Origin of the sequence: Cryobacterium sp. PH31-AA6 (genome assembly GCF_030063195.1) — a bacterium.
In the GTDB taxonomy this organism is placed as follows: domain Bacteria; phylum Actinomycetota; class Actinomycetes; order Actinomycetales; family Microbacteriaceae; genus Cryobacterium.
This window is the reverse complement of the sequence record NZ_JASISS010000034.1, coordinates 1-25,481: the sequence shown is the minus strand read 5'-3', so window position 1 is coordinate 25,481 and position 25,481 is coordinate 1. Positions and strand designations below refer to the sequence as shown.

Sequence of the window (25,481 nt, the reverse complement as noted above, 5' to 3'; positions counted from 1 at the left end):
GCGGCTATAGCGAGAGGGAAACGCCCGGTCACATTCCGAACCCGGAAGCTAAGACTCTCAGCGCCGATGGTACTGCAGGGGGGACCCTGTGGGAGAGTAGGACACCGCCGGACTTAACTTAGAAAAAGCTAAATGGCCACCCAATGGGTGGCCATTTTGCGTTAAGCCTTACGCTGATCAAGTCAGTCGAAAAGGCAGACCAATTACACAGGAGACACAGTGAGCCCTACAGGTACGCACGGAGACGACGCACGCAACGGCGGCCGGGATGAACGGCGTTCCGGCGGCAACCAGGGCGGCCGGCCGCAGGGCGGACGAGGCGACGACAACCGCCGGTCCGGACCTTCCTCGAGTGGCGAACGCGGATCCGGTGGTTACCAGGGTCGCAACGAACGCCCGCAGACTGGCGGCGAGCGTCCTCCGTACCGGGGGAATTCCGACCGCCCGCAGCAGGGTGGCGAGCGTCCTCCGTACCGTGGGAATTCCGACCGCCCGCAGCAGGGTGGCGAGCGTCCTCCGTACCGTGGGAACTCTGATCGTCCCCAGCGTGATGGTGAGCGTCCTCCGTACCGTGGGAATTCCGATCGCCCGCAGCAGGGTGGCGAGCGTCCTCCGTACCGTGGGAACTCTGATCGTTCCCAGCGTGACGGTGAGCGTCCGCCCTACCGCGGCAATTCCGATCGCCCGTCCGGTGGCAACTCCGAGCGCAAGCCGTGGGCGAAGGATGGTGAGCGGGCTCCGCATCGTGGCAACTCTGACCGTCCCTCCAGTGGTGGTGAGCGTCCTCCGTACCGCGGCAATTCCGACCGCCCGCAGCAGGGTGGCGAGCGTCCTCCGTACCGTGGCAATTCCGATCGCCCGTCCGGTGGCGCCGAGCGCAAGCCGTGGGCCAAGGACGGCGAGCGGGCTCCGTACCGTGGCAACTCCGACCGTCCCTCCAGTGGTGGTGAGCGTCCTCCCTACCGCGGCAACTCCGATCGCCCGTCCGGTGGTGGCGCCGAGCGCAAGCCGTGGGCCAAGGACGGCGACCGCACCGAACGTCCGCGCCAGGATGGCGACCGCAAGCCGTGGGGCAATGCCACGCAGCGTGGCGGATCGCCGAACCGTGCCGGTGCTCCGCGTGAGGCGGGCAAGAAGCTGTGGACCCGCGAGGGTGCGCCCGCCCGTGGCGACCGCGATGCCCGAGTCGTCGAAGAGGAGATGACCGAGGAGCAGCGTATGCAGCGCGAGCTGCGTTCGGTGCGTCCCCGCCACGACGACCCGGAACTTCCCGACGACGTCACGTCGCAGGACCTCGACCGGATCGCCCGCAACGAGCTCAAGACCCTGAGCAAGGACAACGCCGAGGCCGTCGGCCGGCACCTGGCCATGGCCGCCCGCGTCATCGACGAGGACCCGGAACTTGCCCACCGCCACGTCATGTCGGCCGCTCGTCGAGCCGGCCGCATCGCTGTAGTGCGCGAGAGCCTCGCCATCACCGCCTACGCGACCGGCGATTTCGCCCTCGCTCTGCGCGAACTGCGGACCTACCGTCGGATCTCGGGCTCCAACGCCCAGCTTCCCCTGATGGTGGACAGCGAACGTGGTGTCGGGCGACCCGACCGTGCGCTCGAGCTCGGTCGGTCCGTCGACCGGGCGACCCTGCCGGCATCCGTTCAGGTCGCCCTGGCCATCGCCATGTCCGGAGCCCGTCTCGACCTCGGCGAGGCCGAGGCCGCGTTGAGCGAGCTCGAGATTCCGCAGCTGGACCCGAAGACCGCGTTCTCCTACAGCGCTGAGCTGTTCGCCGCCTACGCCGAGGTGCTCGCAGAGCTCGGCCGTGAAGACGAGGCCGAACTCTGGAACGAACGTGCCGACCGTGCCGATGCGGCAGTGTCGGGAGCATCCGACGCGGACGAGACCATGGAGATCCTCGAGATCGAGGACGACGAGTTCATGGACGACGAGTTCATGGACGACTCGGACGGGGTCTCGACAGGCTCGACCACCGAGCTCGACTCGGACGACGCGGACGGGGTCTCGACAGGCTCGACCACCGAGCTCGACGCGGACGACGCGGACGGGGTCTCGACAGGCTCGACCGGCGAGTCGACCGGAGAGTCGGCCGGCTCGGACGACGAGGAGCACGATGCTGAGGCGTCGCCGCGTGGCTGAGCCGCAGACTCCACTCGCCGGCGTCGACGTGGTGCTCGCTGACCTCGACGGCGTCGTGTACACCGGTCCGGGGGCGATCCCGTTCGCGGTGGAGAGCCTCAACCGCGCGGCGGAAACCCTGCGGGTGGGCTACCTCACCAACAACGCGTCGCGAACCGACCAGACCGTTGCCGACCACCTGAGCGAGCTCGGCCTCGGGGCGGTGGCGACGGATGTCGTCACCTCGCCCCAGGCGGCCGTGCGTCTGCTGGCCGACGAGGTTCCGGCCGGCGCGCTGGTGCTCGTCATCGGCGGGGAGGGTCTCGTCGTCGAGGTCGAAAAGGGCGGCTTCATCGTCACCCGCTCGGCCGACGACACGCCGGCCGCCGTCATCCAGGGCTTCTCGCCCGACCTGGGCTGGAAAGACCTTGCCGAGGCCGCGTTCGCGCTGCACCCCCGCGCCGACGGCGTGGAGATCCCGTGGATCGCCACCAACACCGACTGGACCATTCCCGTGGCCCGGGGCATCGCACCGGGTAATGGAACCCTCGTGGCCGCCGTGCACACCGCGGTCGGCCGACTACCGATCGTGGCCGGCAAGCCGGAGGTCGCCATCTTCACCGAGGCCGTCAACCGATTCGGCGCCCAGCAGGCCCTGTTCATCGGCGATCGTCTCGACACGGACATCCTGGGCGCGAACCGGGCCGGCATTCCGGCCGTGCTCGTGCTCACCGGTATCGACAAGGCCAAGCAGGCCCTCGCGGCCGATGCGGCCTCCCGGCCCACGTACATCCTCGACGACCTCAGGCAATTGCACGAGCCGTACCCGGAGACGGTGTTCTCCAAGGACGGCACGTCGGCCACGGTCGCGGGGGCAACGGTGCGCCTCCGCGGCGCGGACGTCGAGGTCGTCGCCGAGGGCGACGGCGCCATCAACCTGCTTCGCGCCGCCTGCGCCGTGATCTGGGCCTCCGGCCGACCGATCTACGGCCTGAATGTTCCGGAGCGACTCTATCTCTGACGGTAACGTTGAGGGCGTGACCCAGGACCCGCAGAATAGCCCGGCGGCCTCGCTCGGCGAACCGCCGGCAATCGCCGAGGCGCGCGTCGCCGAAGAGATCGTCGCCGGCCTCGACGCGATCGAGAACCAGCCGCTCGGAGACCGCGCCGCGGCATACCTGCAGCTGCATGACAGCCTGCGCGATCACCTCGAGGGCGGCGACGTTCCGCGCTCGACCAACGAATGACCGGGGAACCGATGACCGACGAGAACCCGACCGAGCCCATGGCGTCCGATTCCACGGATGCCGGGCACCCGGATGCCACGGCCGACGCACCCGAGCAGGCCCCGCCCGCCGAGGAGCTGCCCGAGGAGCTGCCCGAGGAGCTGCCCGAGGAGCTGCCCGAGGAGCTGCCCGAGGAGCTGCCCGAGGAGCTGCCCGAGGAGCTGCCCGAGCGAGCGCCGGACCAGCGCCTTGACACGGCCCTCGCCGAGCGTGGCCTGGCTCGCTCCCGCACGGTGGCCGCGCAGCTGATCACCGGCGGCCTGGTCACGGTCGACGGCAAACCGGTCGTCAAGGCATCCGCGAAGGTGCGCGACAACCAGCTGATCGAGGTGGCGGCGACCGACCACTACGTCAGCCGCGGCGCCCACAAGCTCATCGCCGCGCTCGATGCCTTCGCCGTGCCGGTGCAGGGTCGCACGGTGCTCGACGCCGGAGCCTCCACCGGAGGGTTCAGCCAGGTGCTCCTCGAACGCGGTGCCGCCCAGGTGCTCGCCGTCGACGTCGGCCACGGCCAGCTCGCCCCGCTGCTCGCCTCCGAGCCTCGGATCGTGCTCGTCGAGGGCTTCAACCTGCGCTACTCCACCGCGGAGAAGCTCGCGGGGGCCTCCGGGGTGGACACTCCGGCCGATCTGGTTGTCGCCGACCTGTCCTTCATCTCCCTGCCGCTCGTGCTGCCCGCGCTGGTCGCGACCGCCGCGCCGGGCGCCGATTTCGTGCTGCTGATCAAACCGCAGTTCGAGGTCGGGAAGGGCAGCATCCGGGAAGGCATTGTGCACGACGCCGGCCTGCGCGCCGACGCCATCGCGGGCGTGCTCTGGGCGGGCTGGGACCTCGGGCTCCGCACGAATGGCCTGATCGCGTCCCCGATCGCCGGGGGAGCGGGCAATCGGGAGTATCTCTGCTGGCTGAGCCGCGACGTGGGCACGAATCCGACAGAATGGATCGAACGGACAACGGCACTGGTGGGAGCCTGACAACATGACTGCAGCACGCCACATCCTCGTCGTCGCGCACACCGGGCGGCAGGATTCCCTGGAGGCAGCCGTCACCGTGTGCCAGCAGCTGCTCGCGGCCGGCGCGGTGCCCGTGCTGGCCGGCAATGAACGCGCCGACCTGCTCGCCTCCTGCCCGGAGCTCGACTCCCAGCTGGCGACCCTGCACGTCAACGTCGACGTCACCGACCTCGAGCTCGTGATCGTGCTCGGCGGCGACGGGACCATCCTCCGTGCCGCCGAGATCGTGCGGGGCTGTTCGGCACCGCTGCTCGGGATCAACCTCGGCCACGTCGGATTCCTGGCCGAGAGCGAACGCGACGACCTGGGCGAGGCCGTGCGGCGCGCCCTGTCCCGCGACTACCTGGTCGAGGAACGGATGGCCCTCTCCGTGCGGGTCAAGGTCGGCGAGGACGTCGTCTACGAGACCTGGGCGCTGAACGAGGCCACGGTCGAAAAGGCCAGCCGCGAACGGATGCTCGAGGTCGTCATCGAGGTCGACGGTCGCCCGCTCTCCTCCTTCGGTTGCGACGGCGTGGTGATGTCAACGCCCACCGGGTCGACCGCCTACGCTTTCTCCGCCGGCGGCCCGGTCGTCTGGCCGAGCCTCGACGCCCTGCTGCTCGTGCCGCTCAGCGCGCACGCACTGTTCGCCCGTCCACTCGTCGTCGGCCCGGATTCATCGTTGGCCGTCGAGGTCGTCGCCCGAACCGGCGCCGCCGCCGTGCTCTGCGCCGACGGCCGCCGCGTGCAGGACCTCCCGCCGGGAGCGCGCGTGATCGTGCGCCGGTCACCTGTCCCCGTGCGACTGGCCCGGCTGCACAGCGGCCCGTTCACCGACCGCCTCGTGAACAAGTTCAACCTGCCCGTCACCGGCTGGAGAGGCCCGGTCGGGCGTGAATGAGCGCGGCGTGAATGAGTGCGGCGTGATTGAACTCGGCGTGAATGAGCGCGGCGTGAGCACGGTCGGCGTGAGCGAGCCCACGGCATGATCGACGAACTCATTATCAGGGACCTCGGCGTGATCGCCGAGGCGACCCTCCCGCTCGGCCCCGGGTTCACCGCGGTCACGGGCGAGACCGGCGCCGGCAAGACCATGGTCGTCACCGCGCTCGGCCTGCTGCTCGGCGAACGCGCCGACCCGGGACTCGTGCGCCAGGGCCAGGCCCAGACCTGGGTCGAGGGCCGCTGGCTGATTCCCGCCGACGGCGCCGTCGCCGCCCGGGTGCGTGACGCCGGGGGAGACCTCGACGGCCCCGAACTCATCCTCAGCCGCTCGGTCTCCGCGGAGGGCCGCAGTCGGGCCGTCGTCGGAGGGCGCGGCGCCCCCGCGAGCGTGCTCAGCGACCTCGGTGGCGACCTCGTGGTCGTGCACGGCCAGTCCGACCAGGTGCGTCTGCGCTCGGCCACCGCCCAGCGTGCGGCGCTCGACCGGTTCGCGGGCCCCGAACTCGCCGAGACCCTCGACGAATTCACGCAGGTCTTCCACCGCTGGCAGACCCGCCAGAGCGACCTGGCCCGACTCGTCGACGAGCAGGACCAGCGCACCGAGGAGGCCGCGGAACTGCGCGACGCCATCGACGAGATCGAACGGATCGCGCCCCGGCCCGGCGAGGACGACGAACTCGGCGCCCGCGCCGAACGGCTCGGCAACCTGGAGGAGCTCCGGGTCGCCGCCGCGCAGGCGCGTGAGTTCCTGTCCGCGGAGGAGAACCCCGATGGGCTTCCGGATGCCGTCGTCCTGCTCGACTCCGCCCGTCGCCAGCTCGAGCGGGCCGGCGAGCACGACCCCGCCCTGCCGCCGATGGCCGAGGCCCTCGCGGGCGCCGGCTTCGTCGTCGCCGACGTGGCCGCCCAGCTCTCCAGCTACCTCGCCGGCCTGGACGCCGACGGCGCCCGGGAACTCGAGGTCGTGCAGGAACGCCGGGCCGAGCTCATCGCCCTCGCCCGCAAGTACGACGGCGGCCTCGATGAGGCGATCGACTTTCCGGGCACCGGCAGCGCCCGGCTGCTCGAACTGGACAGCGACACCGACCGCATCGACGCGCTCCGCGCCGAGACCCAAGCCGACCGGCTGGTCGTGGACGGCCTCGCCGACCGGCTCACCGGCATCCGCCTCGCCGCCGCCGACCGGCTCGGAACGGCCGTCACCGCCGAGCTGAGCGCCCTGGCGATGCCGGATGCCGCCCTCGTCGTCGAGATCGACAGCCGCCCGGAGATCACCGTCACGGGCCGCGACCTCGTGCGGATCCTGCTGCGACCTCACGCCGGCGCTGAACCGCGCACCCTGGCGCGCGGGGCATCCGGCGGTGAACTCTCCCGGGTGATGCTCGCGATCGAGGTCGTCATCAACGCCACCGACCCCGTGCCCACCTTCGTCTTCGACGAGGTCGACGCCGGTGTCGGCGGCGCCGCCGCGATCGAGATCGGGCGGCGACTCGCCCGGCTCGCCGAGACCGCGCAGGTGATCGTGGTCACCCATCTCGCCCAGGTTGCGGCGTTCGCGGGCAACCACCTCAGCGTCGTCAAGGACAGCGACGGCGCCGTCACCGCGAGCAGTGTGCGGCAGTTGCACGGCGACGAACGGGCCGCCGAGATGGCCCGGCTCCTGTCGGGCCTGCCCGATTCCGCGAGCGGGCTCGAGCACGCCCGTGAGCTCATTTCCCTCGCCCGCGCCAACGGATAGGTCAACCCACAGTGATAGAGTCGAAGCCCGTGGTGGAAAATAAAAGCACGGACAAATCAGACAGCACCGATCCCAATCCGACGGTCAAGCACATCTTCGTCACCGGTGGTGTTGTTTCCTCACTGGGCAAGGGCCTGACGGCGGCAAGCCTCGGCAATCTTCTGACGGCCAGCGGTCTGCGCGTCGTCATGCAGAAGCTCGATCCCTATCTCAACGTTGACCCGGGCACGATGAACCCGTTCCAGCACGGCGAGGTCTTCGTGACCGACGACGGCGCCGAGACCGACCTCGACATCGGCCACTACGAGCGGTTCCTGGACATCAACCTCAACCAGGCCGCCAACGTCACGACCGGCCAGGTCTACTCACAGGTGATCGCCAAGGAACGCCGTGGCGAGTACCTCGGTGACACCGTGCAGGTCATCCCGCACATCACCGACGAGATCAAGCGCCGGATGCGACTCCAGGCCGACGACGAGCCGCGCCCCGACGTGATCATCACCGAGATCGGCGGCACCGTCGGCGATATCGAGTCCCAGCCGTTCCTCGAGGCCGCCCGCCAGGTGCGCCACGAGCTCGGCCGCAAGAACGTCTTCTTCGTGCACGTGTCCCTGGTGCCGTTCATGGCGGCCTCCGGCGAGCAGAAGACCAAGCCGACCCAGCACTCCGTCGCCGCCCTTCGCTCGATCGGAATCCAGCCCGACGCGCTCGTGCTGCGCAGCGACCGGCCCGTCTCCGAGTCGAACAAGCGCAAGATCGCGCTCATGTGCGACGTCGACGAAGACGCCGTCGTCAACGCGATCGACGTGCCCAGCATCTACGAGATCCCCACCATGCTGCACGACCAGGGTCTGGATCGGTACATCACCGACCTCCTCGATCTCCCGGTCACCAAGGTCGACTGGACCGCCTGGCAGAAGGTGCTCGACGCCGTGCGCGAGCCCAAGCACGAGGTCACCATCGGCCTGGTCGGCAAGTACATCGACCTTCCCGACGCCTACCTCTCGGTGACCGAGGCCCTCCGCGCCGGCGGGTTCGCCAACGAGACCAAGGTCAAGATCAACTGGATCGCCTCCGACGAATGCGAGACCGCCGAGGGTGCGACCCGCCTCCTCAGCGAACTCGACGGCATCTGCGTGCCCGGCGGTTTCGGTGTGCGCGGCATCGAGGGCAAGCTCGGCGCCCTGCGGTTCGCCCGGGAAAACGGGATCCCCGTGCTGGGCCTCTGCCTCGGCCTGCAGTGCATGGTGATCGAATACGCCCGCAACAAGGCCGGACTCACCGGCGCATCCTCGTCGGAATTCGACGAGGACACCGAGTTCCCCGTGATCGCGACCATGGAGGAGCAGGTCGAGATCATCGCCGGGGGCGACCTGGGCGGCACCATGCGCCTCGGCCTCTACCCGGCCACCCTCGCCGAGGGTTCGCTCGTTTCGGAGCTCTACGGTGCCTCTGAGGCCTCCGAGCGCCACCGTCACCGCTACGAGGTGAACAACGCGTTCCGTGAGCAGATCGCGGATGCCGGCATGTGGTTCTCCGGAACCTCCCCCGACCGCCACCTGGTCGAGTACGTCGAGCTGAAGCGCGAGGAGCACCCGTTCTACGTGGGCACACAGGCTCACCCCGAGCTGCGCAGCCGGCCGAGCCACGCGCATCCGCTGTTCCGCGGCCTGATCGCCGCAGCGCTCGACCGCCAGCAGGCCAGCCGCCTGTTCGAGGTCGAGGTCAAGGTCGAGGCCTAGACCTTGGTCGACGCCGCGGTCAGCGCGGACAACTCCGACGGCCAGGCGTCACCGGCGTCACTCACCGACGAATTCGCCTTCGCCCCGGTCACCGACACGGAGATCGTCTTCGAGGGCAAGGTCTGGGATGTGCGCCGCGACACCTTCGACTACGCCGGCTCGGGGATCGTGCGTGAATACCTCGACCACACCGGCGCCGTGGCGATCCTCGCCCTCGACGAGCAGGACCGGGTGCTCCTGATCAAGCAGTACCGGCACCCCGTGCGCGTTCGGGAGTGGGAGCTCCCGGCCGGGCTGCTCGACGAGCACGGGGAACACCCGCTCATCGGGGCGCAGCGTGAGCTCGCCGAGGAAGCCGACGTCACGGCCACCGACTGGACCGTGCTCAGCGAGTTCTACACGTCGCCGGGCGGCAGCAACGAGGTCATCCGGATCTACCTGGCCCGCGGGCTGGCCGCCGCCACCGAAACGTTCGAACGCACCGAAGAGGAAGCCGACATCGAGATCCGCTGGGTGCCGCTCGATGAGTGCGTCGACGCCGTGCTCGACCGTCGGCTGCAGAACCCGTCACTCGTGATCGGTGTGCTCGCCGCCCACGCGTCACGGGCCCGCGGCTGGAGCTCGCTCACGCCCGCGGACGCTCCGTGGCCGCGGCATCCGATCAATTGGGACCACTCGGTGTGATCGTCGCGGCGGCTGTGGATTCGTACCTGCGGCACGTCGCCATCGAGCGCGGGCTGAGCGTCAACACGGTCGCCGCGTACCGGCGCGATCTCGTCATCTACGCCGGCTGGCTGGCCGGGCACGAACTCGCCGACCTGCGCGCAATCACCTCGCGGCACGTGGGGGAGTTCGTGCGGTTTCTGGGTTTGCGAGAGGAGTCGCCGCTGACGGCGGCGTCGATCGCGCGCATCCTCTCGACCGTGCGCGGGTTCCATCGGTTCCTGCTCGAAGAGGGCGTGGTCGAGACGGATGTCGCGCATGAGTCGAAACCGCCCAAGCTCGGCACCCGGCTGCCCAAGGCCATCTCGATCGAACAGGTCACCGCGCTGCTGGACGCGACCGACGGCGACGATCTGCAGGCGCTGCGGGACAAGGCCCTGCTCGAACTGCTCTACGCCACGGGCGCCCGGGTATCCGAGGCGGTGAACCTCAATGTGGACGACGTGCTCGAGCAGGATGTCGTGCGGCTCACCGGCAAGGGCGACAAGCAGCGCATCGTGCCGGTCGGCAGTTTCGCCCGCAAGGCCATCGACGCGTACCTGGTGCGGGCGCGACCGGCGCTCTCCGGGCGCGGCAAAGCGACCCCGGCGTTGTTTCTGGGGCTTCGGGGACAACGGGTGAGCCGTCAGAACGCGTGGCTGATCATCCGGGCCGCGGCGGAGCGGGCGGGGCTTGACGGGCACGTGTCGCCGCACACGCTGCGGCACTCGTTTGCCACGCACCTCCTCGCCGGCGGAGCGGACGTGCGGGTGGTGCAGGAACTGCTCGGCCACTCGTCGGTCGCGACCACCCAGATCTACACCCTGGTCACCGTGGACACCCTGCGCGACATGTACACGACGGCGCACCCCCGCGCTCGCTGAGCCGCGCCGCGTCTCGCCGCGCCCGTTTCCGCAGGGCGCGACCGCGGGGGCGGGCGCGGGCTGCGGAAACCGGCGCGGGCTGGGGAGAGGGAAACGGAGTGGGGCGGATTCGGGCGGGAGCGGCGCTTTTCGGCGATCCTTGCGAGTTGGAGGCAATCCGATCGCTACACTCGACACAGTGATGGGTGCAGGACGGATCGAGGACATCTCAGTGGCGCGTAAGCAGGGTGACCGGGCTTTACTCCCCGGTTTCGAGGACGTACCAGTAGGTGCTACCGGGCGCCCGAAAAAGGAATTCGACGAGCCGGAGGCCCTCAGAAGCCACGGCCCGGCGCGAATCATCTCGCTCTGCAACCAGAAGGGCGGCGTCGGCAAGACGACGACCACCATCAACCTGGGTGCGGCCCTGGCCGCGTACGGCCGCCGCGTGCTCGCGATCGACTTCGACCCGCAGGGTGCTCTCTCGGCCGGCCTCGGCGTGCCGACCCACGACGTCACCACCATTTATGACCTGCTGCTGAGCGGTTCGGTCAACCCGGCCGACGCGATCCAGAAGACCTCGGTCGAGAACCTCGACATCATCCCGGCCAACATCGACCTGTCCGCCGCGGAGGTGCACCTCGTCAACGAGGTCGCCCGCGAGCAGATCCTCGCCCGGGTGCTGCGCAAGATCTCCGGCGACTACGACGTCATCCTGATCGACTGCCAGCCCTCGCTCGGCATTCTCACCGTGAACGCGCTCACCGCGAGCCACGGCGTGCTCATCCCGCTCGAATGCGAGTTCTTCGCCCTGCGCGGCGTCGCCCTCCTGATCGAGACCATCGACAAGGTGCGCGACCGGCTCAACCCGGCCATCGAACTCGACGGCATCCTCGCGACAATGTACGACTCCCGCACCCTGCACTCGCGTGAGGTGCTCGAGCGGGTCGTCGACGCGTTCGGCGACAGCGTGCTCGAGACCGTCATCGGCCGCACGGTCAAGTTCCCGGATGCGTCCGTTGCCGGCGTTCCGATCACCGAATTCGCGCCAGAACACGCGGCAGCCAAGGCGTACAAGCAGGCGGCCCGGGAACTGATCCAGCGTGGCGCCGTCGCCTGACGCGGCCGCTCCGAAAGCATTCTCGGTTGCCCTCGGCAACTTCGAGGGCCCGTTCGACCTGCTGCTCACCCTGATCAGCAAGCACGAACTCGACATCACCGAGGTCTCGCTCAGCCAGGTCACCGACGAGTTCATCAGTTACCTGCGCGGGCTCGACCAGACCGAAGAGCTCGACCAGGCCACCCAGTTCCTCGTCGTCGCCGCCACCCTGCTCGACCTCAAGGTCGCCGGGCTGTTGCCGCAGGGTGAACTTGTGGATGCCGAGGACGCCGCCCTGTTCGAGGCCCGCGACCTTCTCTTCGCAAGACTGCTGCAATACCGCGCGTTCAAGACCGCCTCGGCCTGGTTCCTCGGCCGGATGGAGACCGAGTCCACCCGGCACGTGCGCTCCGTACGGCTCGAGGAGAAGTACCGCGCGCAGACGCCCGAACTGGTCTGGACCCTCTCGCTCGGCGATTTCGCCGCCCTCGCCGCCCTCGCCCTCACCCCGCGGGAGCTGCCCACCGTGGGCCTGGACCACCTGCACGCGCCGCTCGTGAGCATCCGGGAACAGGCCGCGTACATCGTGTCGATGCTGCGCCCGGGGGAGACCCTCACCTTTCGCGAACTGATCGTGGGCGCAGAACTCAAGGGCGTCGTGATCGCCCGGTTCCTGGCCGTGCTCGAGCTCTACCGGCACGGCGCCATCTCCTTCGACCAGCTCGAACCGCTCGGCGACCTCAGCCTGCACTGGAGCGCCGAGTCCTGGTCAGAAGCCAACCTCGCTGACCTCGGAGCCGACTATGACGCTTGACGCCGTGCACACCAGCGACCCGGCCACCCAGGGCGACCCCGCCGAGGATGCCGCGGGCGGGCTAGCCCCGATCGAGCGCAAGCTCGAGGCCCTGCTCATGGTCGCCGACGAACCGCAGAGCCTGATCCACCTGGCCACGGCCGTGGACCGGCCCCTCGCCGAGGTCAAGGCCGCCGTCAAGCGCCTGGTCGCCGACTTCGACGGTGTCGCCGGCACCGTGCGCCGAGGCTTCGAACTCCGTGAGGTGGCCGGTGGCTGGCGCATCTACGTGCGCCCGGAACACGACCTCGTCGTCGCCGATTTCGTGCTCACCCAGAACCCGAGCCGGCTCTCCCAGGCCGCCCTCGAGACCCTCGCCGTGATCGCATACAAGCAACCAATCAGCCGCGGCGCTGTAGCCTCGATTCGGGCCGTTAATGTTGACTCGGTCGTTCGCACCCTCCTGGGCCGTGGTTTGATCACCGAAGCCTTCACCGACAGCGAGACCGGCGCGATCAACTACGCCACCACCGACCTACTGCTCAGCCAGCTTGGAATCAACTCGCTGGACGAGATGCCATACATATCGCCGTTGCTCGCAGACGGCGCAGACGGATTTGAGGATCTTCCATGACGACCGACCCACAGGGCACCCCGACCAACCCGGATGCCGCCGCAGACGGCGTGCGTCTGCAGAAGGTCATGGCCTCCGCCGGCGTCGCCTCCCGCCGCGTCTCCGAAGACCTGATCGCCGCCGGCCGGGTGCGCGTGAACGGCAAGGTCGTCACCGAACTCGGCCGTCGCATCCACCCCGACACCGACAAGATCGCCGTGGACAACATCGCGGTGCAGCTGGACACGAGCCGCCGCTACGTGATGCTCAACAAGCCCGTCGGCGTGGTGTCCTCCATGCAGGACGAGAGCGGACGCCCGGACCTGCGCGAGTTCACCGACCAGTTCGAGGAACGCCTCTTCAACGTGGGTCGTCTCGACGCGATGACCAGCGGCCTGCTCATCCTCACCAACGACGGTGACCTCGCGCACGTGCTCGCGCACCCCTCGTTCGGCGTCACCAAGACCTACATCGCCAAGGTCGAGGGCCGCGTGTCCGCGCAGACCATCGGCCTGCTGCAGAGCGGCATCGAACTCGACGACGGCCCGATCTCCGCCGACAAGGCCCGCATTCTCACCAGCCCTCCCGGCGACGGCTTCAGCCTGGTCGAGCTCACCCTCCACTCCGGCCGCAACCGGATCGTGCGCCGGATGATGGAAGCCGTCGGCCACCCCGTCGTCGACCTCGTGCGCCGCCAGTTCGGCCCGCTGCACCTCGGCACCCTCCGGGTCGGCGACGCGCGCGACCTCACCAAGGCGGAACTGGGCCAGCTGCTCACCGTTTCGCGCGCCGAACCGACCGAATAAGCCGAGACCAGGAGAACCACCATGGTCGAGAGTCGACTGATCGGACCCGTGCGCGTCGTCGGCGCCGGCCTGCTCGGCACCAGCATCGGGCTGGGGCTGCGCAACCGGGGCATCGACGTGATCCTCGCCGATGCGTCCCCGACGAACCTGAGCATCGCCGTCGACTACGGCGCCGGCCGCGTCGGCGCCCCCGGCGACGCTCCCCAGCTGATCGTCGTGTGCGTGCCGCCCGACGTGACCGCCGAGATCGTCGCCCGTGAACTGGAGGCGTTCCCGAACGCGATCGTGACGGATGTCGCGAGCGTCAAGCTCGCGCCCCTCGCCGAGCTGCGGGCCCGCGGCGCCGACGTGTCCCGCTACATCGGCTCGCACCCGCTGGCCGGCCGTGAGCGCGGCGGGCCGCTGGCCGGTCGCGCCGACCTGTTCGTCGGCCGCCCCTGGGTGGTGGCCGCGCACGACGCGATCAGCTACCAGCAGGCCACCGCCATCGACGACCTCATCCTCGACCTCGGCGCGATCCTGGTCGAGATGACCCCGGAGGAACACGACCGCGGCGTCGCGCTCATCTCCCACGTGCCCCAGGTCGTCTCCACGATCATGGCCCGCCGACTGACGGATGCCCCCGGTTCCGCGCTCAACCTCGCCGGCCAGGGCCTGCGCGACGTCACGCGGGTTGCGGCCAGCGACCCCGAACTGTGGGTGCAGATCCTCGGCGCGAACGCCCAGCCCGTGCGGGACATCCTGCTCGCCTACCGCGAGGACCTCGACCGGTTCATCGACGCCCTCGCCGAGCCGACCGCGCCCGGCGCAAGGCGCAAGGTCGCCGAGGAACTCTCCGGCGGCAACGCCGGCGTCGCCCGGTTGCCCGGCAAGCACGGCCAGGACCGTCGGTTCGCGTCCTTCATCGTGATGATCGACGACCGCCCGGGCCAGATCGCGCAGCTGCTGAACGAAATCGGCCAGCTCGGCGTGAACATGGAAGACCTTCGCCTCGAGCACTCGCCGGGCGCCCAAATCGGCCTGGCCGAAATCTCCGTACTCCCCGAAGCGGTTTTCCGCCTCACCGAAGAGCTGGCCGCACGCGGCTGGCGGATTGCTGGTTAGAACTATGGGACGTCATTCCCGACCACACCTCGTCGCCATCGACGGCCCGGCCGGCAGCGGCAAGTCCAGCGTGAGTCGCGCCGTGGCCCGCCGCCTCGGCTTCGACTATCTCGACACCGGCGCCGCCTACCGGGCGCTCGCCTGGTATGTGCTGTCGAAGGGGATCAACCCGGCCGACGCGCAGCCGGTCGTCGCCGCGCTGAACGGCTTCGACTACTCGATCGGAATCGAACCCGACCGGTACTTCGTGAAGGTGGGCGACACCGTCGTCACCGACGCGATCCGAGAGCCCGAAGTGTCGGCCGCGGTGAGCGCCGTCGCCCGCATCCCCGAGGTGCGCAGCCACCTGACGCAGCTGTTCCGCAGCATCGCCGCGGAGTCCCCGCGAACCGGCGTGGTGGTCGAAGGGCGCGACATTACGACCGTCGTGGCACCCGAAGCGGAGGTGCGCATTCTCCTTACCGCATCCGAGGAGGCTAGAATGGCTAGGCGCTCTGCGGAAATATCGACCCAATCGGCTGAAACCGTGGCAGAACAGTTGCGATCGAGGGATCGCGCTGACTCCCAGGTAGTCGAATTCATGAGCGCCGCAGACGGTGTGATCACCGTCGACTCCACCCATCTCGACTTCGAACAGACCATTGACGCGGTCATCGATGTCATCAATACACGCCGCGAGGAACTCGCATGAATAACAACGACTTCGACGACACGATCCCCACCATCGACAACGAACTGGTCTCACGACTGGACGGCCTCGATGAAGAACTGGTGACGCAGCGCGCCGCCGCCCTCCGCACCGGACTCAATGAGTACGACCTGGACGACGAGGACTTCGACGTTCTCGACTCGGTGACGGATGACCCCGACGCCATCCAATATCTGCCGGCCCTGCCGGTCATCGCCATTGTCGGCCGCCCGAACGTGGGCAAGTCCGCATTGGTGAACCGCATCCTCGGACGCCGTGAAGCCGTCGTGGAGGACACCCCCGGTGTCACCCGCGACCGGGTCACTTACAAGGGCGAATGGCACGAACGCAAGTTCAGCCTCGTCGACACCGGCGGCTGGGAGCCCGACGCCAAGGGCATCGACGCCTCCGTCGCCGCGCAGGCCGAACTGGCCATCGAACTCTGCGACGTCGTCATGTTCGTCGTCGACGCGAATGTGGGACCGACCTCCACCGACGAGGCCGTCGTGCGCCTGCTGCGCAAGGCCGGCCGCCCGGTCTTCCTCGTCGCCAACAAGGTCGATGACATCCGCCAGGAGCCGGAAGCCGCGAGCCTGTGGGCGCTCGGCCTCGGCCAGCCGTGGCCGGTCTCCGCGCTGCACGGTCGCGGCGTCGCCGACCTGCTCGACGCGATCCTGCTCGAGCTGCCCGAAATCTCCGCCGTCGCCAAGCAGGAGGTCGGCGGCCCCCGCCGCGTGGCCATCCTCGGACGCCCGAACGTGGGCAAGTCCAGCCTGTTGAACAAGGTCGTCGGCGAGGAGCGCGTTGTCGTCAACGAGCTCGCCGGCACCACCCGCGACCCGGTCGATGAGCAGGTCGAGCTCGGTGGCCGGGTGTGGCGCTTCGTCGACACCGCCGGCATCCGTCGCCGCGTGCACCTCTCCCAGGGCGCGGACTTCTACGCTTCGCTGCGCACCAGCGCCGCGCTCGAAAAGGCCGAGGTCGCCGTCGTGCTCATCGACGTGACCGAGGTCATCAGCGAGCAGGACGTGCGCGTGATCGACCTCGTGCTCGAATCCGGCCGCGCCCTCGTGCTCGCCTTCAACAAGTGGGACCAGATCGACGACGACCGTCGCCGCTACCTGGAACGTGAGATCGAGCAGGACCTGGCCCACGTGGCCTGGGCCCCGCGCGTGAACATCTCGGCCAAGACCGGCCGCCACATGGAGAAGCTCGTTCCGGCGCTGGAGACCGCGCTTGAAGCGTGGGACACCCGCATCGCCACCGGCAAGTTCAACGCGTTCCTCGCCGAACTCGCCGCCGAGCACCCGCACCCCGTGCGCAGTGGCAAGCAGCCGCGCATCCTGTTCGGCACCCAGGCCTCCAGCCGCCCGCCGACCTTCGTCATCTTCACCACCGGGTTCCTCGACCCGGGCTACCGCCGGTTCATCCAGCGTCGCCTGCGCGAGACCTACGGCTTCGTCGGAAGCCCGATCAACATCAGCATGCGCGTGCGCGAGAAGCGCAAGCGCTAAGCGGTTGCTGCACAGAAACGCGCGCGTCCTTCGGGGCGCGCGCGTTTTGCGTTGCCGCCCGGGGTCGGCGGTGCGGTGGTCGAGCCTGTCGCGGTGGTCGAGCTTGTCGCGGTGGTCGAGCCTGTCGAGACCCGGTTGGTCGTGCGTGTCGCGAGGGTCTCGACAGGCTCGACCACCGGGACTCCTGGTCTCGACAGGCTCGACCACCGGGGCTCGACCACCGGGCGGCTCCTGGTCTCGACAGGCTCGACCACCGGGGCTCCTGGTCTCGACAGGCTCGACCACCGCGGGCGGTCAGCGGGTCGGGGCAGGCTGCGGGCGCTCGGGGGCGTGGAGACGGGTCATGATTCTGGTGATGCCGGCCGGGCGGCGGCCTCGGGTCAGCAGAGAGACGCCCACCATCACGGCGAAGGCCGCCGGCACCGTCCAGGCCGCGGGCTGCGCCAGCAGCACCTGGAACGGCCCGGCCAGCGGTCCCAGCGCCCGGCCGGCCACGATTGCCCCGCCGCAGAGCGCAGCCCCCGCGAGCATCCCGGCGATCGCACCGGCGTCCGTCAGGCCGCGCCACCAGATGCCGAGCAACAGCAGCGGGCAGAGCGTCGAGGCGGTGAAGGCGAAGACCAGGCCGACGCTCCCGGCCAACTGCATGGAATCGGTGAGCAGGGCGACGAGGAGCGGCACCAGGGTGGAGAACACGGCGGCAACGCGGAAGCCGCGCACCCGACCGCCGAGCACGTCCTGGCTGATCACCCCGGCAATGGAGACCACGAGACCGGAGGTGGTCGAGAGGAATGCGGCGAAGGCCCCGGCGATGACAAGAGCGGTGAGGACATCCCCGGCCAGGCCGGGAACCAGCCGTCCGGGTAGAAGCAACACCAGCGCATCCGGTGTGCCGCCGGTGGCGATGTCGGGGGTGAACGCACGGCCGAGCACTCCGTACACGGTCGGGAACAGGTAGAAGACCGACAAAAGCCCGATCACGATCAGGGTCGTGCGCCGCGCGGAGGGGCCGTCGGGGTTCGTGTAGAAGCGCACCAGAACGTGCGGCAGGCCCAGCGTGCCGAACAGCAGGGCGACGACCAGCGAGATGTCCCGGTACGTGCCGGCGGTGGGGGAAGCGGCCGGGTCGGCCGCGAACGGCTCGGCCACCGCCGGAACCGTGAGTCCAGAGTTGCCCATGATGATCAGGATGAAGACGATGGGCAGGGCGATCGCCGTGAACTTGAGCCAGAACTGGAACGCCTGCACGAAGGTGATCGACTTCATCCCGCCCATCACCACGGTGACGCAGACGACGACGGCGACGGCCACGGAGCCGACCCACGACGGCAACCCGGTGGCGATGCTCATGGTCAGCGCGGCGCCGTGCAGCTGCGGGACGATGTAGAACCAGCCCACCATCACCACCAACACGCTGGTCACCCGCCGCGCCGTCACCGACTCCAGCCGCGCCTCGGTGAAGTCGGGGATCGTGTACGCGCCCGAACGGCGCAGCGGCGCCGCCACGAACAGAAGCAGCATCAGATAACCGGCCGTGTAGCCGATCGGGAACCAGAGCGCATCCGACCCCGAGATGAGGATCAGCCCGGCAACGCCGAGGAAGCTGGCCGCCGAGAGATACTCACCGCCGATGGCCGAGGCGTTCCACCACGGCCGCACCGTGCGGGAGGCCACGTAGAAGTCCTCTGTGGTGCGCGAGATCCGGAGGCCGTAGAAACCGATCGCCGCCGTCACGGTGAACAGCCCGATCAGGGCCGCGTAGCCCACCCAGGCATTCATGCGTCGTTGACCAGGTCGAGATACCTGGCCTCGTTCCGGGCCGCGGCGCGCACATGCAACCAGGCGCTGAGCAGGATGATCGGATAGACCCCGACGCCGAGCGCAAGCCAGGAGAAGGGCACCCCGAGGAACTCGGCCTGTTCCAGGCCCGGCACGTAGGCGATGAGCAGGGGAAAGGCCAGCAGAATCAGAAGGAAACCGACGGCGACGACCACCGCGAGCCGCAGTTGGGAGCGGATCAGGGAGCGCACGTAGACCTGGCCCACCTCGGACTGCTCCGCAATCTCCCGGGCCACCGGGTGGCCGGGCGCACGCCGAGCCTGGGCAATCGGCGCCGTGACCCTGACCCGTCGCGGCGGGGTCGGTACGACGGGTTTAGACCCGGCGGTGTCCTCGGGCGTCATGACGACGGCCGGATTCTGGTGGTCTCGAGCTTCTCCCGGAGGTCCGGCAGGTGCCGACGGCTCACCGGCAGTTCCGCGCCGTTGGTGACGATGGTCGGGCGCGCGGCACCCAGTTTCGCCTGGGTGATGTGTGACATCGACACCAGGTAGGAGCGGTGGATGCGCAGGAAACCGGCCTCCGCCCACTGCTTCTCGAGGTCGGCGAGCGGAACCCGGATGAGGTAGCTGGACTCGTCGGTGTGCAACCGGGCGTAGTCGCCCTGCGCCTGCACGTAGCGAACCTCGTCGCGGCGGATCATCTTCTTCAGGCCGCCGAGATCCACGGTGATCAGCGTCGGCGGGGTGGTCTCGGCCGTCGCCAGGGTCTCGATGACCCTGGCCACCGACTTGGCGAGCCGTTCGGCGCGCACGGGTTTGAGCAGATAGTCGACGGCAGCCAGTTCAAAGGCCTTCACGGCATGGTCCTCGTCGGCGGTGACGAAGACCACGGCCGGGGATCCGGCGGAGCGAGACACGGCATGGGCGATGTCGAGACCGGACAGCCCGGGCATGTGGATGTCGAGGAAGACCGCGTCCACCCGTTCGTGATCGAGGATGCGCAGCGCCTCCGAGCCCGACGAGGCGCGGTGAATGGTGCCGACCCGCTCGTCCCGGCCGAGCAGGAACGCAAGTTCGTCGAGGGCCGGGAGCTCGTCATCGGCGATGAGCACAGTGATCATGACGCCAGTCTCTCAGCAACGAGGAACGCAGTCACAAGGCCCGCCGCTCACGAACCGAGGTCGGGTCGGGGTTGTGATTTGGGCACCCGCATGGTGATCAGGGTGCCGGCGCCGGGGGCGGTGTCGATCACCAGGCCGTGGTCGTCGCCGTAGACCTGGCGCAGGCGGGAGTCGACGTTGCGCAATCCCACGTGGTCGCTGTCGCTATGACCGGCGAGCACCGAGCGCAGGTGCTCCGGCTCGATCCCCACACCATCGTCTTCGATCGTCACCGCCACGAACGCGCCGGCATCCTGGGCCGTGATGGCAATGTGGCCGACGCCCTCCTTGTCGTCGAGACCGTGGCGCACGGCGTTTTCGACCAGCGGCTGCAGGCTGAGAAAGGGGATCACGGTGCTGAGCACCTCCGGCGCGATGGTGAGCGAGACCTGCAACCGGTCGCCGAAGCGGGCCCTTTCGAGCTTGAGGTAATGCTCGATGCAGCCCAGTTCCTCGGCGACGGTGGTGAAATCCCCGTGCCGACGAAACGAATACCGGGTGAAGTCCGCGAACTCCAGCACCAGGTCGCGGGCCTTGGCCGGGTCGGTGTTGATGAAGGAGGCGATGGCGTTGAGGGAGTTGTAGATGAAATGGGGGCTGATCTGCGCCCGCAGCGCGCGCACCTCGGCCTCCATCAGGAGCGTTCGCGAGGACTGCAACTCGGCCAGTTCCACCTGCGCGGCCACCCAATCGGCCACCTCGCCGGTCGCGCGTACGAGGCCCGGCTTGACCCGGGGCGCGTACGCGACAACCGAACCCACGATCCGCGAGCCGGAACGGATCGGCGCGACCACGGCCTCTTTCAACTTGGCGTCGTGCGGCACCGCCTCGCGGAACACCTGGGTCCGACCGGTGGCCAGCATCTTCGAGGCCAGTTCGACGGCCCCGCCCCGCTGCTCGTCTCCGGCGCCGTCCCAGGAGAGAATGCCGGAGACATCCGTGATGGCCAGGGCCTCGCAGCCCAGCAGACCGCGCAAATGCCGCCCCGCTTTGGCGGCGCCGGCGGGTTCCAACCCGTTGCGCAGGTGCTTGCCGGCCAGGGATGCGGAGTGCAACGTCGTGTAGGTGGCTTGCTCGGCGTCCGTGCCGAGCTCCCGCCACGAGCGGAGCAACTTGAAGCCCACGGCGCCGACAACGGCGATCGTCAGCGTGATGACGACGACGCCTATGACGACCACGGCCAGCAACGGTGACTCGGGCATGGTCCTAACCCTAACCGGCGCGCACCGAGAGAATCCGCCGTTCGGCGCAGGGTGACCGCCGCTCGGCGACGGAGCCCGGTCGTGCCGACGCCGAAGCCCAGTGCGTGGGGGAGAGTGATCGGCATCGCACCAGAATCACCAGTGCGTATGAACGCTCTATCAATGATGAGGAGAAAATCATGGGCAATGTCGCCCTGGAAGAGGGAGTGGACGCGGTAATCCCCGCGGCAACCTTCCACCGAGTGCAGGAATCAGACGAGTTTCAGGAGCTGCGCAAACGCCATCGCAGTTTTGTCTTCCCCGTGGCCATCGCATTCCTGCTCTGGTACTTCGCCTACGTGCTCCTGGCGGGCTACGCCCACGACTTCATGTCGATCAAGGTCTTCGGCAGTGTCAATGTCGGCCTGCTGCTCGGCCTGGCCCAGATCGTGAGCACCTTCGCTATCACGACCTGGTACGTCAGCTACGCCGGCCGCCGGCTCGACCCGATCGCCGCAGCCATCCGCCACGAGATCGAGGGCCCGCTCGCCGCAGCCACGAAGACCTCTGCCAAGAAGGAGTCCAAGTGAACATCCACCTCGCAGCCGCCGCCGCAGCGACCAGCCCCGGCAACCCGGTCCTGAACATCAGCATCTTCGGCGCGTTCGTCGCCATCACGCTGATCATCGTTCTGCGGGCCAGCCGCAACAACAAGACCGCGGCCGACTACTACGCGGCCGGCCGCTCCTTCACCGGCGGCCAGAACGGCACCGCCATCGCCGGTGACTATCTCTCCGCGGCCTCGTTCCTCGGCATCGTGGGCGCCATCGCCATCACCGGCTACGACGGCTTCATGTACTCCATCGGCTTTCTCGTGGCCTGGCTCGTCGCGCTCCTGCTCGTCGCCGAGCTGCTGCGCAACACCGGCAAGTACACGATGGCGGATGTGCTCTCCTTCCGTCTGAAGCAGCGTCCGGTTCGGATCGCGGCCGCGATCACCACCCTGGTCGTCTGCTTCTTCTACCTCCTGGCCCAGATGGCCGGCGCCGGCGGGCTCGTCTCGCTGCTGCTCGGGATCAACGACAAGGTCGGCCAGTCCGTCGTGATCACCATCGTCGGTGCCCTGATGATCGTCTACGTGCTCATCGGCGGCATGAAGGGAACCACCTGGGTGCAGATCATCAAGGCTGTGCTCCTCATCGCCGGCGCCGCCGTGATGACCGTCTGGACGCTCGCGCTGCACGGCTTCAACCTCTCCAGCCTGCTCGACCACGCCGTGGAGACCGCGGGCAACCCCGAGATCCTCAACCCCGGCCTCAAGTACGGCCTGTCCAACATCACCCAGCTCGACTTCATCTCGCTGGCCCTGGCCCTGGTGCTCGGCACCGCGGCGCTGCCGCACGTGCTGATGCGCTTTTACACCGTTCCGACGGCCAAGGAAGCCCGTCGCTCCGTGGTCTGGGCGATCTGGCTCATCGGCGGGTTCTACATCTTCACGCTCGTGCTGGGTTACGGCGCGGCGGCACTCATCGGTGCCGACCGCATCCTCGCCTCCCCGGGCGGCGTCAACTCCGCGGCTCCGCTGCTGGCGTTCGAGCTCGGCGGTCCCGTGCTGCTCGGCCTGATCTCCGCGGTTGCATTCGCAACCATCCTGGCCGTTGTGGCCGGTCTCACGATCACCGCCGCGGCATCCTTCGCCCACGACATCTACGCCAGCGTCTTCAAGAAGGGCCAGGCCCGTCCGGAGGACGAGGTCAAGGTGGCCCGTCGCACGGTGGTCATCATCGGTATCGTCGCGATCATCGGTGGCATCGGTGCCAACGGTCAGAACGTGGCGTTCCTGGTGGCCCTGGCCTTCGCCGTCGCGGCCTCGGCCAACCTGCCGACCATCCTGTACTCGCTGTTCTGGAAGAAGTTCAGCACCCAGGGCGCCGTGTGGAGCATGTATGGCGGACTGGCCTCGGCCATCTTCCTGATCGCGCTGTCGCCGGTCGTCTCCGGCTCACCGACGTCGATGATCCCCGGCGCGAACTTCGCCGTCTTCCCGCTCAGCAACCCGGGCCTGATCTCCATCCCGCTCGCGTTCGTGCTCGGCTGGCTCGGCACCGTGCTGGACAAGGTTCCGCGCGACACCGCCAAGCAGGTCGAGATGGAGGTGCGTTCGCTCACCGGCGTCGGCGCCGAGAAGGAGGCGGTGAACCACTGATGGACAGGGAAACCGTCACCCACACCGGCCCCGATGTCACGCGCATCTTCGCGCCGACCGAGCAGTTCCAGGCGCAGGCCAACGCGGACGCGTCGCACTACGAGCACGCCGACCGGGACAGCGAGCACTTCTGGGCCACCCAGGCCGAGAAGCTGGTCTGGACGCAGCCCTGGGACGAGGTGCTCGACTGGTCGAACCCGCCCAACGCGCGCTGGTTCCACGGCGGCAAGCTCAACGTGGCGTACAACTGCCTCGACCGGCACGTCGAGTCCGGTCACGGTGACCAGGTGGCGCTGCACTGGGTGGGAGAGCCGGGCGACACCCGGGACATCACCTACGCGCAGCTCACCGACGAGGTCTGCCGGGCGGCGAACGCGCTGAGCTCCCTCGGACTGGTCGCCGGCGACCGGGTGGTCATCCAGCTGCCGATGATCCCGGAGGCGGTCGTCTCCATGCTCGCCTGCGCGCGGCTGGGCCTCGTGCACAGCGTCGTCTTCGGTGGATTCTCGCCGGCGGCGCTGCGCGCCCGGGTCGACGACGCCGCGGCGAGAGTCGTCATCACCTCCGACGGTCAGTACCGGCGAGGGGCCGGCGCACCGATGAAGGCGAATGTGGACGAGGCGCTGGGGGGCGCCGACACCGTCGAGAAGGTGATCGTGGTGCGCCGGGTGGGGGAGCCCGTCGCGATGCAGGAGGGTCGCGACCTCTGGTGGCACGACCTGGTCGGCTCCCAGTCGGCCGAGCACGAGCCCGAATCGTTCGACGCGGAGCATCCGCTGTTCATCCTCTACACGTCGGGCACGACCGGCAAGCCCAAGGGGATCCTGCACACCTCGGGCGGCTACCTCACCCAGGTGGCGTACACGCACCGGGCCGTGTTCGACCTCAAGCCGGACACCGACGTGTACTGGTGCGGGGCCGACGTGGGCTGGATCACCGGGCACAGCTACATCGTCTACGGGCCGCTCGCGAACCGGGCGACCCAGGTGATGTACGAGGGCACCCCGAACACGCCGCACGAGGGGCGGCACTTCGAGATCATCGAGAAGTACGGGGTGACGATCTACTACATCGCCCCGACGCTGATCCGCACGTTCATGAAGTGGGGCGAACACATCCCGCAGGGCTACAACCTCGAGTCGGTGCGCCTGCTCGGCAGCGTGGGGGAGCCGATCAACCCGGAGGCGTGGATGTGGTACCACACGCACATCGGCCGGTCGACGACGCCGATTGTCGACACCTGGTGGCAGACGGAAACCGGCGCGATCATGATCTCGCCGCTGCCCGGTGTCACCGCCACGAAGCCGGGCTCGGCGCAGCTGGCGCTGCCCGGGATCTCGGCGCGGGTCGTCGATGACCACGGGGAAAAGGTGGGGAGCGGAGAGGGCGGCTATCTTGTCATCGACAAGCCCTGGCCGGCCATGTCCCGCGGCATTTGGGGCGAGCCGGATCGCGCGCAGGAGGTGTACTGGGATCGGTTCAAGGCGCAGGGCTTCTACTTCGCCGGCGACGGAGCGAAGTACGACGAGCACGGTGACATCTGGCTGCTGGGCCGGGTCGACGATGTGATGAACATCTCGGGTCACCGCATCTCCACGGTGGAGGTGGAGTCGGCTCTGGTCTCGCACCCGATGGTGGCCGAGGCCGCCGTGGTGGGAGCCGCGGATGCGACGACCGGCCAGGCCATCGTGGCGTTCGTCATCCTCCGTGACCGGAACGACGACGACGTGCTCGACAACAACGATGTGGCCAAGGTTCTGGCGGCTCACGTCGTCGCCGAGATCGGCCCGATCGCGCGGCCGAAGCGGCTCCTGATCGTTCCGGAGCTGCCGAAGACCCGGTCGGGGAAGATCATGCGCCGGCTGCTGCGGGACGTGGCGGAGGGCCGGGACGTCGGCGACGTCGCCACCCTGGCGGACACCACGTCGATGCAAACCATCGCGACGAGCCTGGCGGGCGCGACCGCGTAGCTCCCCGCGGTCGGCCCTGTCGGTGGTCGAGCTCATCGGTGGTCGAGCTTGTCAGTGATGATGGTTGGTGGGGTCAGGGTGGTCTGACTCAGAGCTTGTCTGACGCTTCGGCTGTCTTTGTCTCGATGCGTCGGCCGGTCTGGCCCTGACATTGTTTTGTCA

At 68.8% G+C, this 25,481-nt stretch carries 23 protein-coding genes and 1 rRNA gene; 20 read left to right on the top strand and 4 right to left on the bottom strand.

Translation table 11 applies throughout. From position 1 onward, the window contains the following. The 17 genes from rrf to der all read left to right on the top strand — a co-directional run. Positions 1–113 (top strand): 5S ribosomal RNA (gene rrf / locus QMG61_RS15955); the annotation flags it as partial. A gap of 1,087 nt (positions 114–1,200) precedes the next feature. Then, positions 1,201–2,154, top strand: a complete 954-nt coding sequence (locus QMG61_RS15950) for a tetratricopeptide repeat protein (protein ID WP_283495321.1) — start codon at positions 1,201–1,203, stop codon at positions 2,152–2,154. Next, a complete protein-coding gene (locus tag QMG61_RS15945) occupies positions 2,129–3,154 on the top strand; it encodes an HAD-IIA family hydrolase (protein ID WP_283495320.1) in 1,026 nt (341 codons plus the stop codon). Before QMG61_RS15950 ends, QMG61_RS15945 begins: the two co-directional genes overlap by 26 nt. A gap of 16 nt (positions 3,155–3,170) precedes the next feature. Next, positions 3,171–3,380, top strand: coding sequence for a hypothetical protein (locus QMG61_RS15940; protein WP_283495327.1), 210 nt, complete (start codon positions 3,171–3,173; stop codon positions 3,378–3,380). 200 nt (positions 3,381–3,580) lie between these two features. After that, on the top strand, positions 3,581–4,393 hold the full coding sequence (locus QMG61_RS15935; protein ID WP_283495326.1) for a TlyA family RNA methyltransferase: 813 nt from the start codon (positions 3,581–3,583) through the stop codon (positions 4,391–4,393). A 4-nt stretch (positions 4,394–4,397) separates the two neighbouring features. Next, positions 4,398–5,315 carry an NAD kinase gene (locus QMG61_RS15930; RefSeq protein ID WP_283495319.1) on the top strand — a complete coding sequence of 306 codons (918 nt, stop codon included), beginning with the start codon at positions 4,398–4,400 and terminating at the stop codon, positions 5,313–5,315. An 84-nt stretch (positions 5,316–5,399) separates the two neighbouring features. Next, the gene (gene recN, locus QMG61_RS15925; RefSeq protein WP_283495318.1) at positions 5,400–7,097 is read left to right on the top strand and encodes a DNA repair protein RecN; all 1,698 of its coding nucleotides are present in this window, start codon (positions 5,400–5,402) and stop codon (positions 7,095–7,097) included. A gap of 29 nt (positions 7,098–7,126) precedes the next feature. Beyond that, the gene (pyrG, locus tag QMG61_RS15920) at positions 7,127–8,839 is read left to right on the top strand and encodes a CTP synthase (RefSeq protein WP_502847054.1); all 1,713 of its coding nucleotides are present in this window, start codon (positions 7,127–7,129) and stop codon (positions 8,837–8,839) included. 3 nt (positions 8,840–8,842) lie between these two features. Further along, positions 8,843–9,523, top strand: a complete 681-nt coding sequence (locus QMG61_RS15915) for an NUDIX domain-containing protein (RefSeq protein WP_502847053.1) — start codon at positions 8,843–8,845, stop codon at positions 9,521–9,523. Next, positions 9,520–10,425, top strand: coding sequence for a site-specific tyrosine recombinase XerD (xerD, locus tag QMG61_RS15910; protein WP_283495323.1), 906 nt, complete (start codon positions 9,520–9,522; stop codon positions 10,423–10,425). The genes QMG61_RS15915 and xerD overlap by 4 nt, the downstream gene beginning before the upstream one ends. Before the next feature lie 181 nt (positions 10,426–10,606). Then, complete coding sequence (locus QMG61_RS15905) at positions 10,607–11,524, top strand: ParA family protein (RefSeq protein ID WP_283495322.1); 918 nt, start codon at positions 10,607–10,609, stop codon at positions 11,522–11,524. Continuing rightward, entirely contained in the window at positions 11,508–12,317 is an 810-nt protein-coding gene (locus QMG61_RS15900) for a segregation and condensation protein A (RefSeq protein WP_283495317.1), read from the top strand. The genes QMG61_RS15905 and QMG61_RS15900 overlap by 17 nt, the downstream gene beginning before the upstream one ends. Continuing rightward, complete coding sequence (gene scpB / locus QMG61_RS15895) at positions 12,307–12,930, top strand: SMC-Scp complex subunit ScpB (RefSeq protein ID WP_283495316.1); 624 nt, start codon at positions 12,307–12,309, stop codon at positions 12,928–12,930. The genes QMG61_RS15900 and scpB overlap by 11 nt, the downstream gene beginning before the upstream one ends. Continuing rightward, on the top strand, positions 12,927–13,715 hold the full coding sequence (locus QMG61_RS15890; protein ID WP_283495315.1) for a pseudouridine synthase: 789 nt from the start codon (positions 12,927–12,929) through the stop codon (positions 13,713–13,715). Before scpB ends, QMG61_RS15890 begins: the two co-directional genes overlap by 4 nt. A gap of 21 nt (positions 13,716–13,736) precedes the next feature. Next, the gene (locus QMG61_RS15885; protein ID WP_283495314.1) at positions 13,737–14,819 is read left to right on the top strand and encodes a prephenate dehydrogenase; all 1,083 of its coding nucleotides are present in this window, start codon (positions 13,737–13,739) and stop codon (positions 14,817–14,819) included. 4 nt (positions 14,820–14,823) lie between these two features. Then, positions 14,824–15,510: a (d)CMP kinase gene (cmk, locus tag QMG61_RS15880; protein WP_283495313.1), complete on the top strand. Its 687-nt coding sequence runs from the start codon at positions 14,824–14,826 to the stop codon at positions 15,508–15,510. Further along, a complete protein-coding gene (gene der, locus QMG61_RS15875) occupies positions 15,507–17,021 on the top strand; it encodes a ribosome biogenesis GTPase Der (protein WP_283495312.1) in 1,515 nt (504 codons plus the stop codon). The genes cmk and der overlap by 4 nt, the downstream gene beginning before the upstream one ends. A 294-nt stretch (positions 17,022–17,315) precedes the next feature. Here der and QMG61_RS15870 read toward each other — a convergent pair whose 3' ends face one another. From QMG61_RS15870 to QMG61_RS15855, 4 genes are read right to left on the bottom strand one after another with little or no spacing between them, the layout of a single operon-like run. Continuing rightward, on the bottom strand, positions 17,316–18,800 hold the full coding sequence (locus QMG61_RS15870) for a sodium/solute symporter (RefSeq protein ID WP_283495311.1): 1,485 nt from the start codon (positions 18,798–18,800) through the stop codon (positions 17,316–17,318). Beyond that, a complete protein-coding gene (locus tag QMG61_RS15865) occupies positions 18,797–19,204 on the bottom strand; it encodes a hypothetical protein (RefSeq protein ID WP_283495310.1) in 408 nt (135 codons plus the stop codon). The genes QMG61_RS15870 and QMG61_RS15865 overlap by 4 nt, the downstream gene beginning before the upstream one ends. Continuing rightward, positions 19,201–19,923, bottom strand: coding sequence for a LytR/AlgR family response regulator transcription factor (locus QMG61_RS15860; RefSeq protein ID WP_283495309.1), 723 nt, complete (start codon positions 19,921–19,923; stop codon positions 19,201–19,203). Before QMG61_RS15860 ends, QMG61_RS15865 begins: the two co-directional genes overlap by 4 nt. A 47-nt stretch (positions 19,924–19,970) precedes the next feature. Further along, a complete protein-coding gene (locus tag QMG61_RS15855) occupies positions 19,971–21,164 on the bottom strand; it encodes a sensor histidine kinase (RefSeq protein ID WP_283495308.1) in 1,194 nt (397 codons plus the stop codon). A 179-nt stretch (positions 21,165–21,343) separates the two neighbouring features. Here QMG61_RS15855 and QMG61_RS15850 point away from each other — a divergent pair, with 179 nt between their 5' ends. The 3 genes from QMG61_RS15850 to acs are packed head-to-tail and all read left to right on the top strand — an operon-like array spanning position 21,344 to position 25,319. Further along, a complete protein-coding gene (locus QMG61_RS15850) occupies positions 21,344–21,733 on the top strand; it encodes a DUF485 domain-containing protein (protein WP_283495307.1) in 390 nt (129 codons plus the stop codon). Further along, positions 21,730–23,349 (top strand): monocarboxylic acid transporter, encoded by a 1,620-nt coding sequence (locus QMG61_RS15845; protein WP_283495306.1) that lies wholly within the window; start codon positions 21,730–21,732, stop codon positions 23,347–23,349. The genes QMG61_RS15850 and QMG61_RS15845 overlap by 4 nt, the downstream gene beginning before the upstream one ends. Continuing rightward, positions 23,349–25,319 carry an acetate--CoA ligase gene (acs, locus tag QMG61_RS15840; protein ID WP_283495305.1) on the top strand — a complete coding sequence of 657 codons (1,971 nt, stop codon included), beginning with the start codon at positions 23,349–23,351 and terminating at the stop codon, positions 25,317–25,319. Before QMG61_RS15845 ends, acs begins: the two co-directional genes overlap by 1 nt. The last annotated feature ends 162 nt before the right edge of the window (positions 25,320–25,481 follow it).

Excerpts from the sequence above, each read along its gene's own strand:
- QMG61_RS15950 (WP_283495321.1), top strand. The coding sequence starts at position 1,201 with ATGACCGAGGAGCAGCGTATGCAGCGCGAGCTGCGTTCGGTGCGTCCC.
- acs (WP_283495305.1), top strand. The coding sequence starts at position 23,349 with ATGGACAGGGAAACCGTCACCCACACCGGCCCCGATGTCACGCGCATC.
- QMG61_RS15865 (WP_283495310.1), bottom strand. The coding sequence starts at position 19,204 with ATGACGCCCGAGGACACCGCCGGGTCTAAACCCGTCGTACCGACCCCG.
- cmk (WP_283495313.1), top strand. The coding sequence starts at position 14,824 with ATGGGACGTCATTCCCGACCACACCTCGTCGCCATCGACGGCCCGGCC.
- scpB (WP_283495316.1), top strand. The coding sequence starts at position 12,307 with ATGACGCTTGACGCCGTGCACACCAGCGACCCGGCCACCCAGGGCGAC.
- QMG61_RS15945 (WP_283495320.1), top strand. The coding sequence starts at position 2,129 with ATGCTGAGGCGTCGCCGCGTGGCTGAGCCGCAGACTCCACTCGCCGGC.
- QMG61_RS15930 (WP_283495319.1), top strand. The coding sequence starts at position 4,398 with ATGACTGCAGCACGCCACATCCTCGTCGTCGCGCACACCGGGCGGCAG.
- QMG61_RS15885 (WP_283495314.1), top strand. The coding sequence starts at position 13,737 with ATGGTCGAGAGTCGACTGATCGGACCCGTGCGCGTCGTCGGCGCCGGC.
- QMG61_RS15870 (WP_283495311.1), bottom strand. The coding sequence starts at position 18,800 with ATGAATGCCTGGGTGGGCTACGCGGCCCTGATCGGGCTGTTCACCGTG.
- QMG61_RS15890 (WP_283495315.1), top strand. The coding sequence starts at position 12,927 with ATGACGACCGACCCACAGGGCACCCCGACCAACCCGGATGCCGCCGCA.
- QMG61_RS15905 (WP_283495322.1), top strand. The coding sequence starts at position 10,607 with ATGGGTGCAGGACGGATCGAGGACATCTCAGTGGCGCGTAAGCAGGGT.
- QMG61_RS15855 (WP_283495308.1), bottom strand. The coding sequence starts at position 21,164 with ATGCCCGAGTCACCGTTGCTGGCCGTGGTCGTCATAGGCGTCGTCGTC.
- QMG61_RS15850 (WP_283495307.1), top strand. The coding sequence starts at position 21,344 with ATGGGCAATGTCGCCCTGGAAGAGGGAGTGGACGCGGTAATCCCCGCG.
- der (WP_283495312.1), top strand. The coding sequence starts at position 15,507 with ATGAATAACAACGACTTCGACGACACGATCCCCACCATCGACAACGAA.
- QMG61_RS15860 (WP_283495309.1), bottom strand. The coding sequence starts at position 19,923 with ATGATCACTGTGCTCATCGCCGATGACGAGCTCCCGGCCCTCGACGAA.
- recN (WP_283495318.1), top strand. The coding sequence starts at position 5,400 with ATGATCGACGAACTCATTATCAGGGACCTCGGCGTGATCGCCGAGGCG.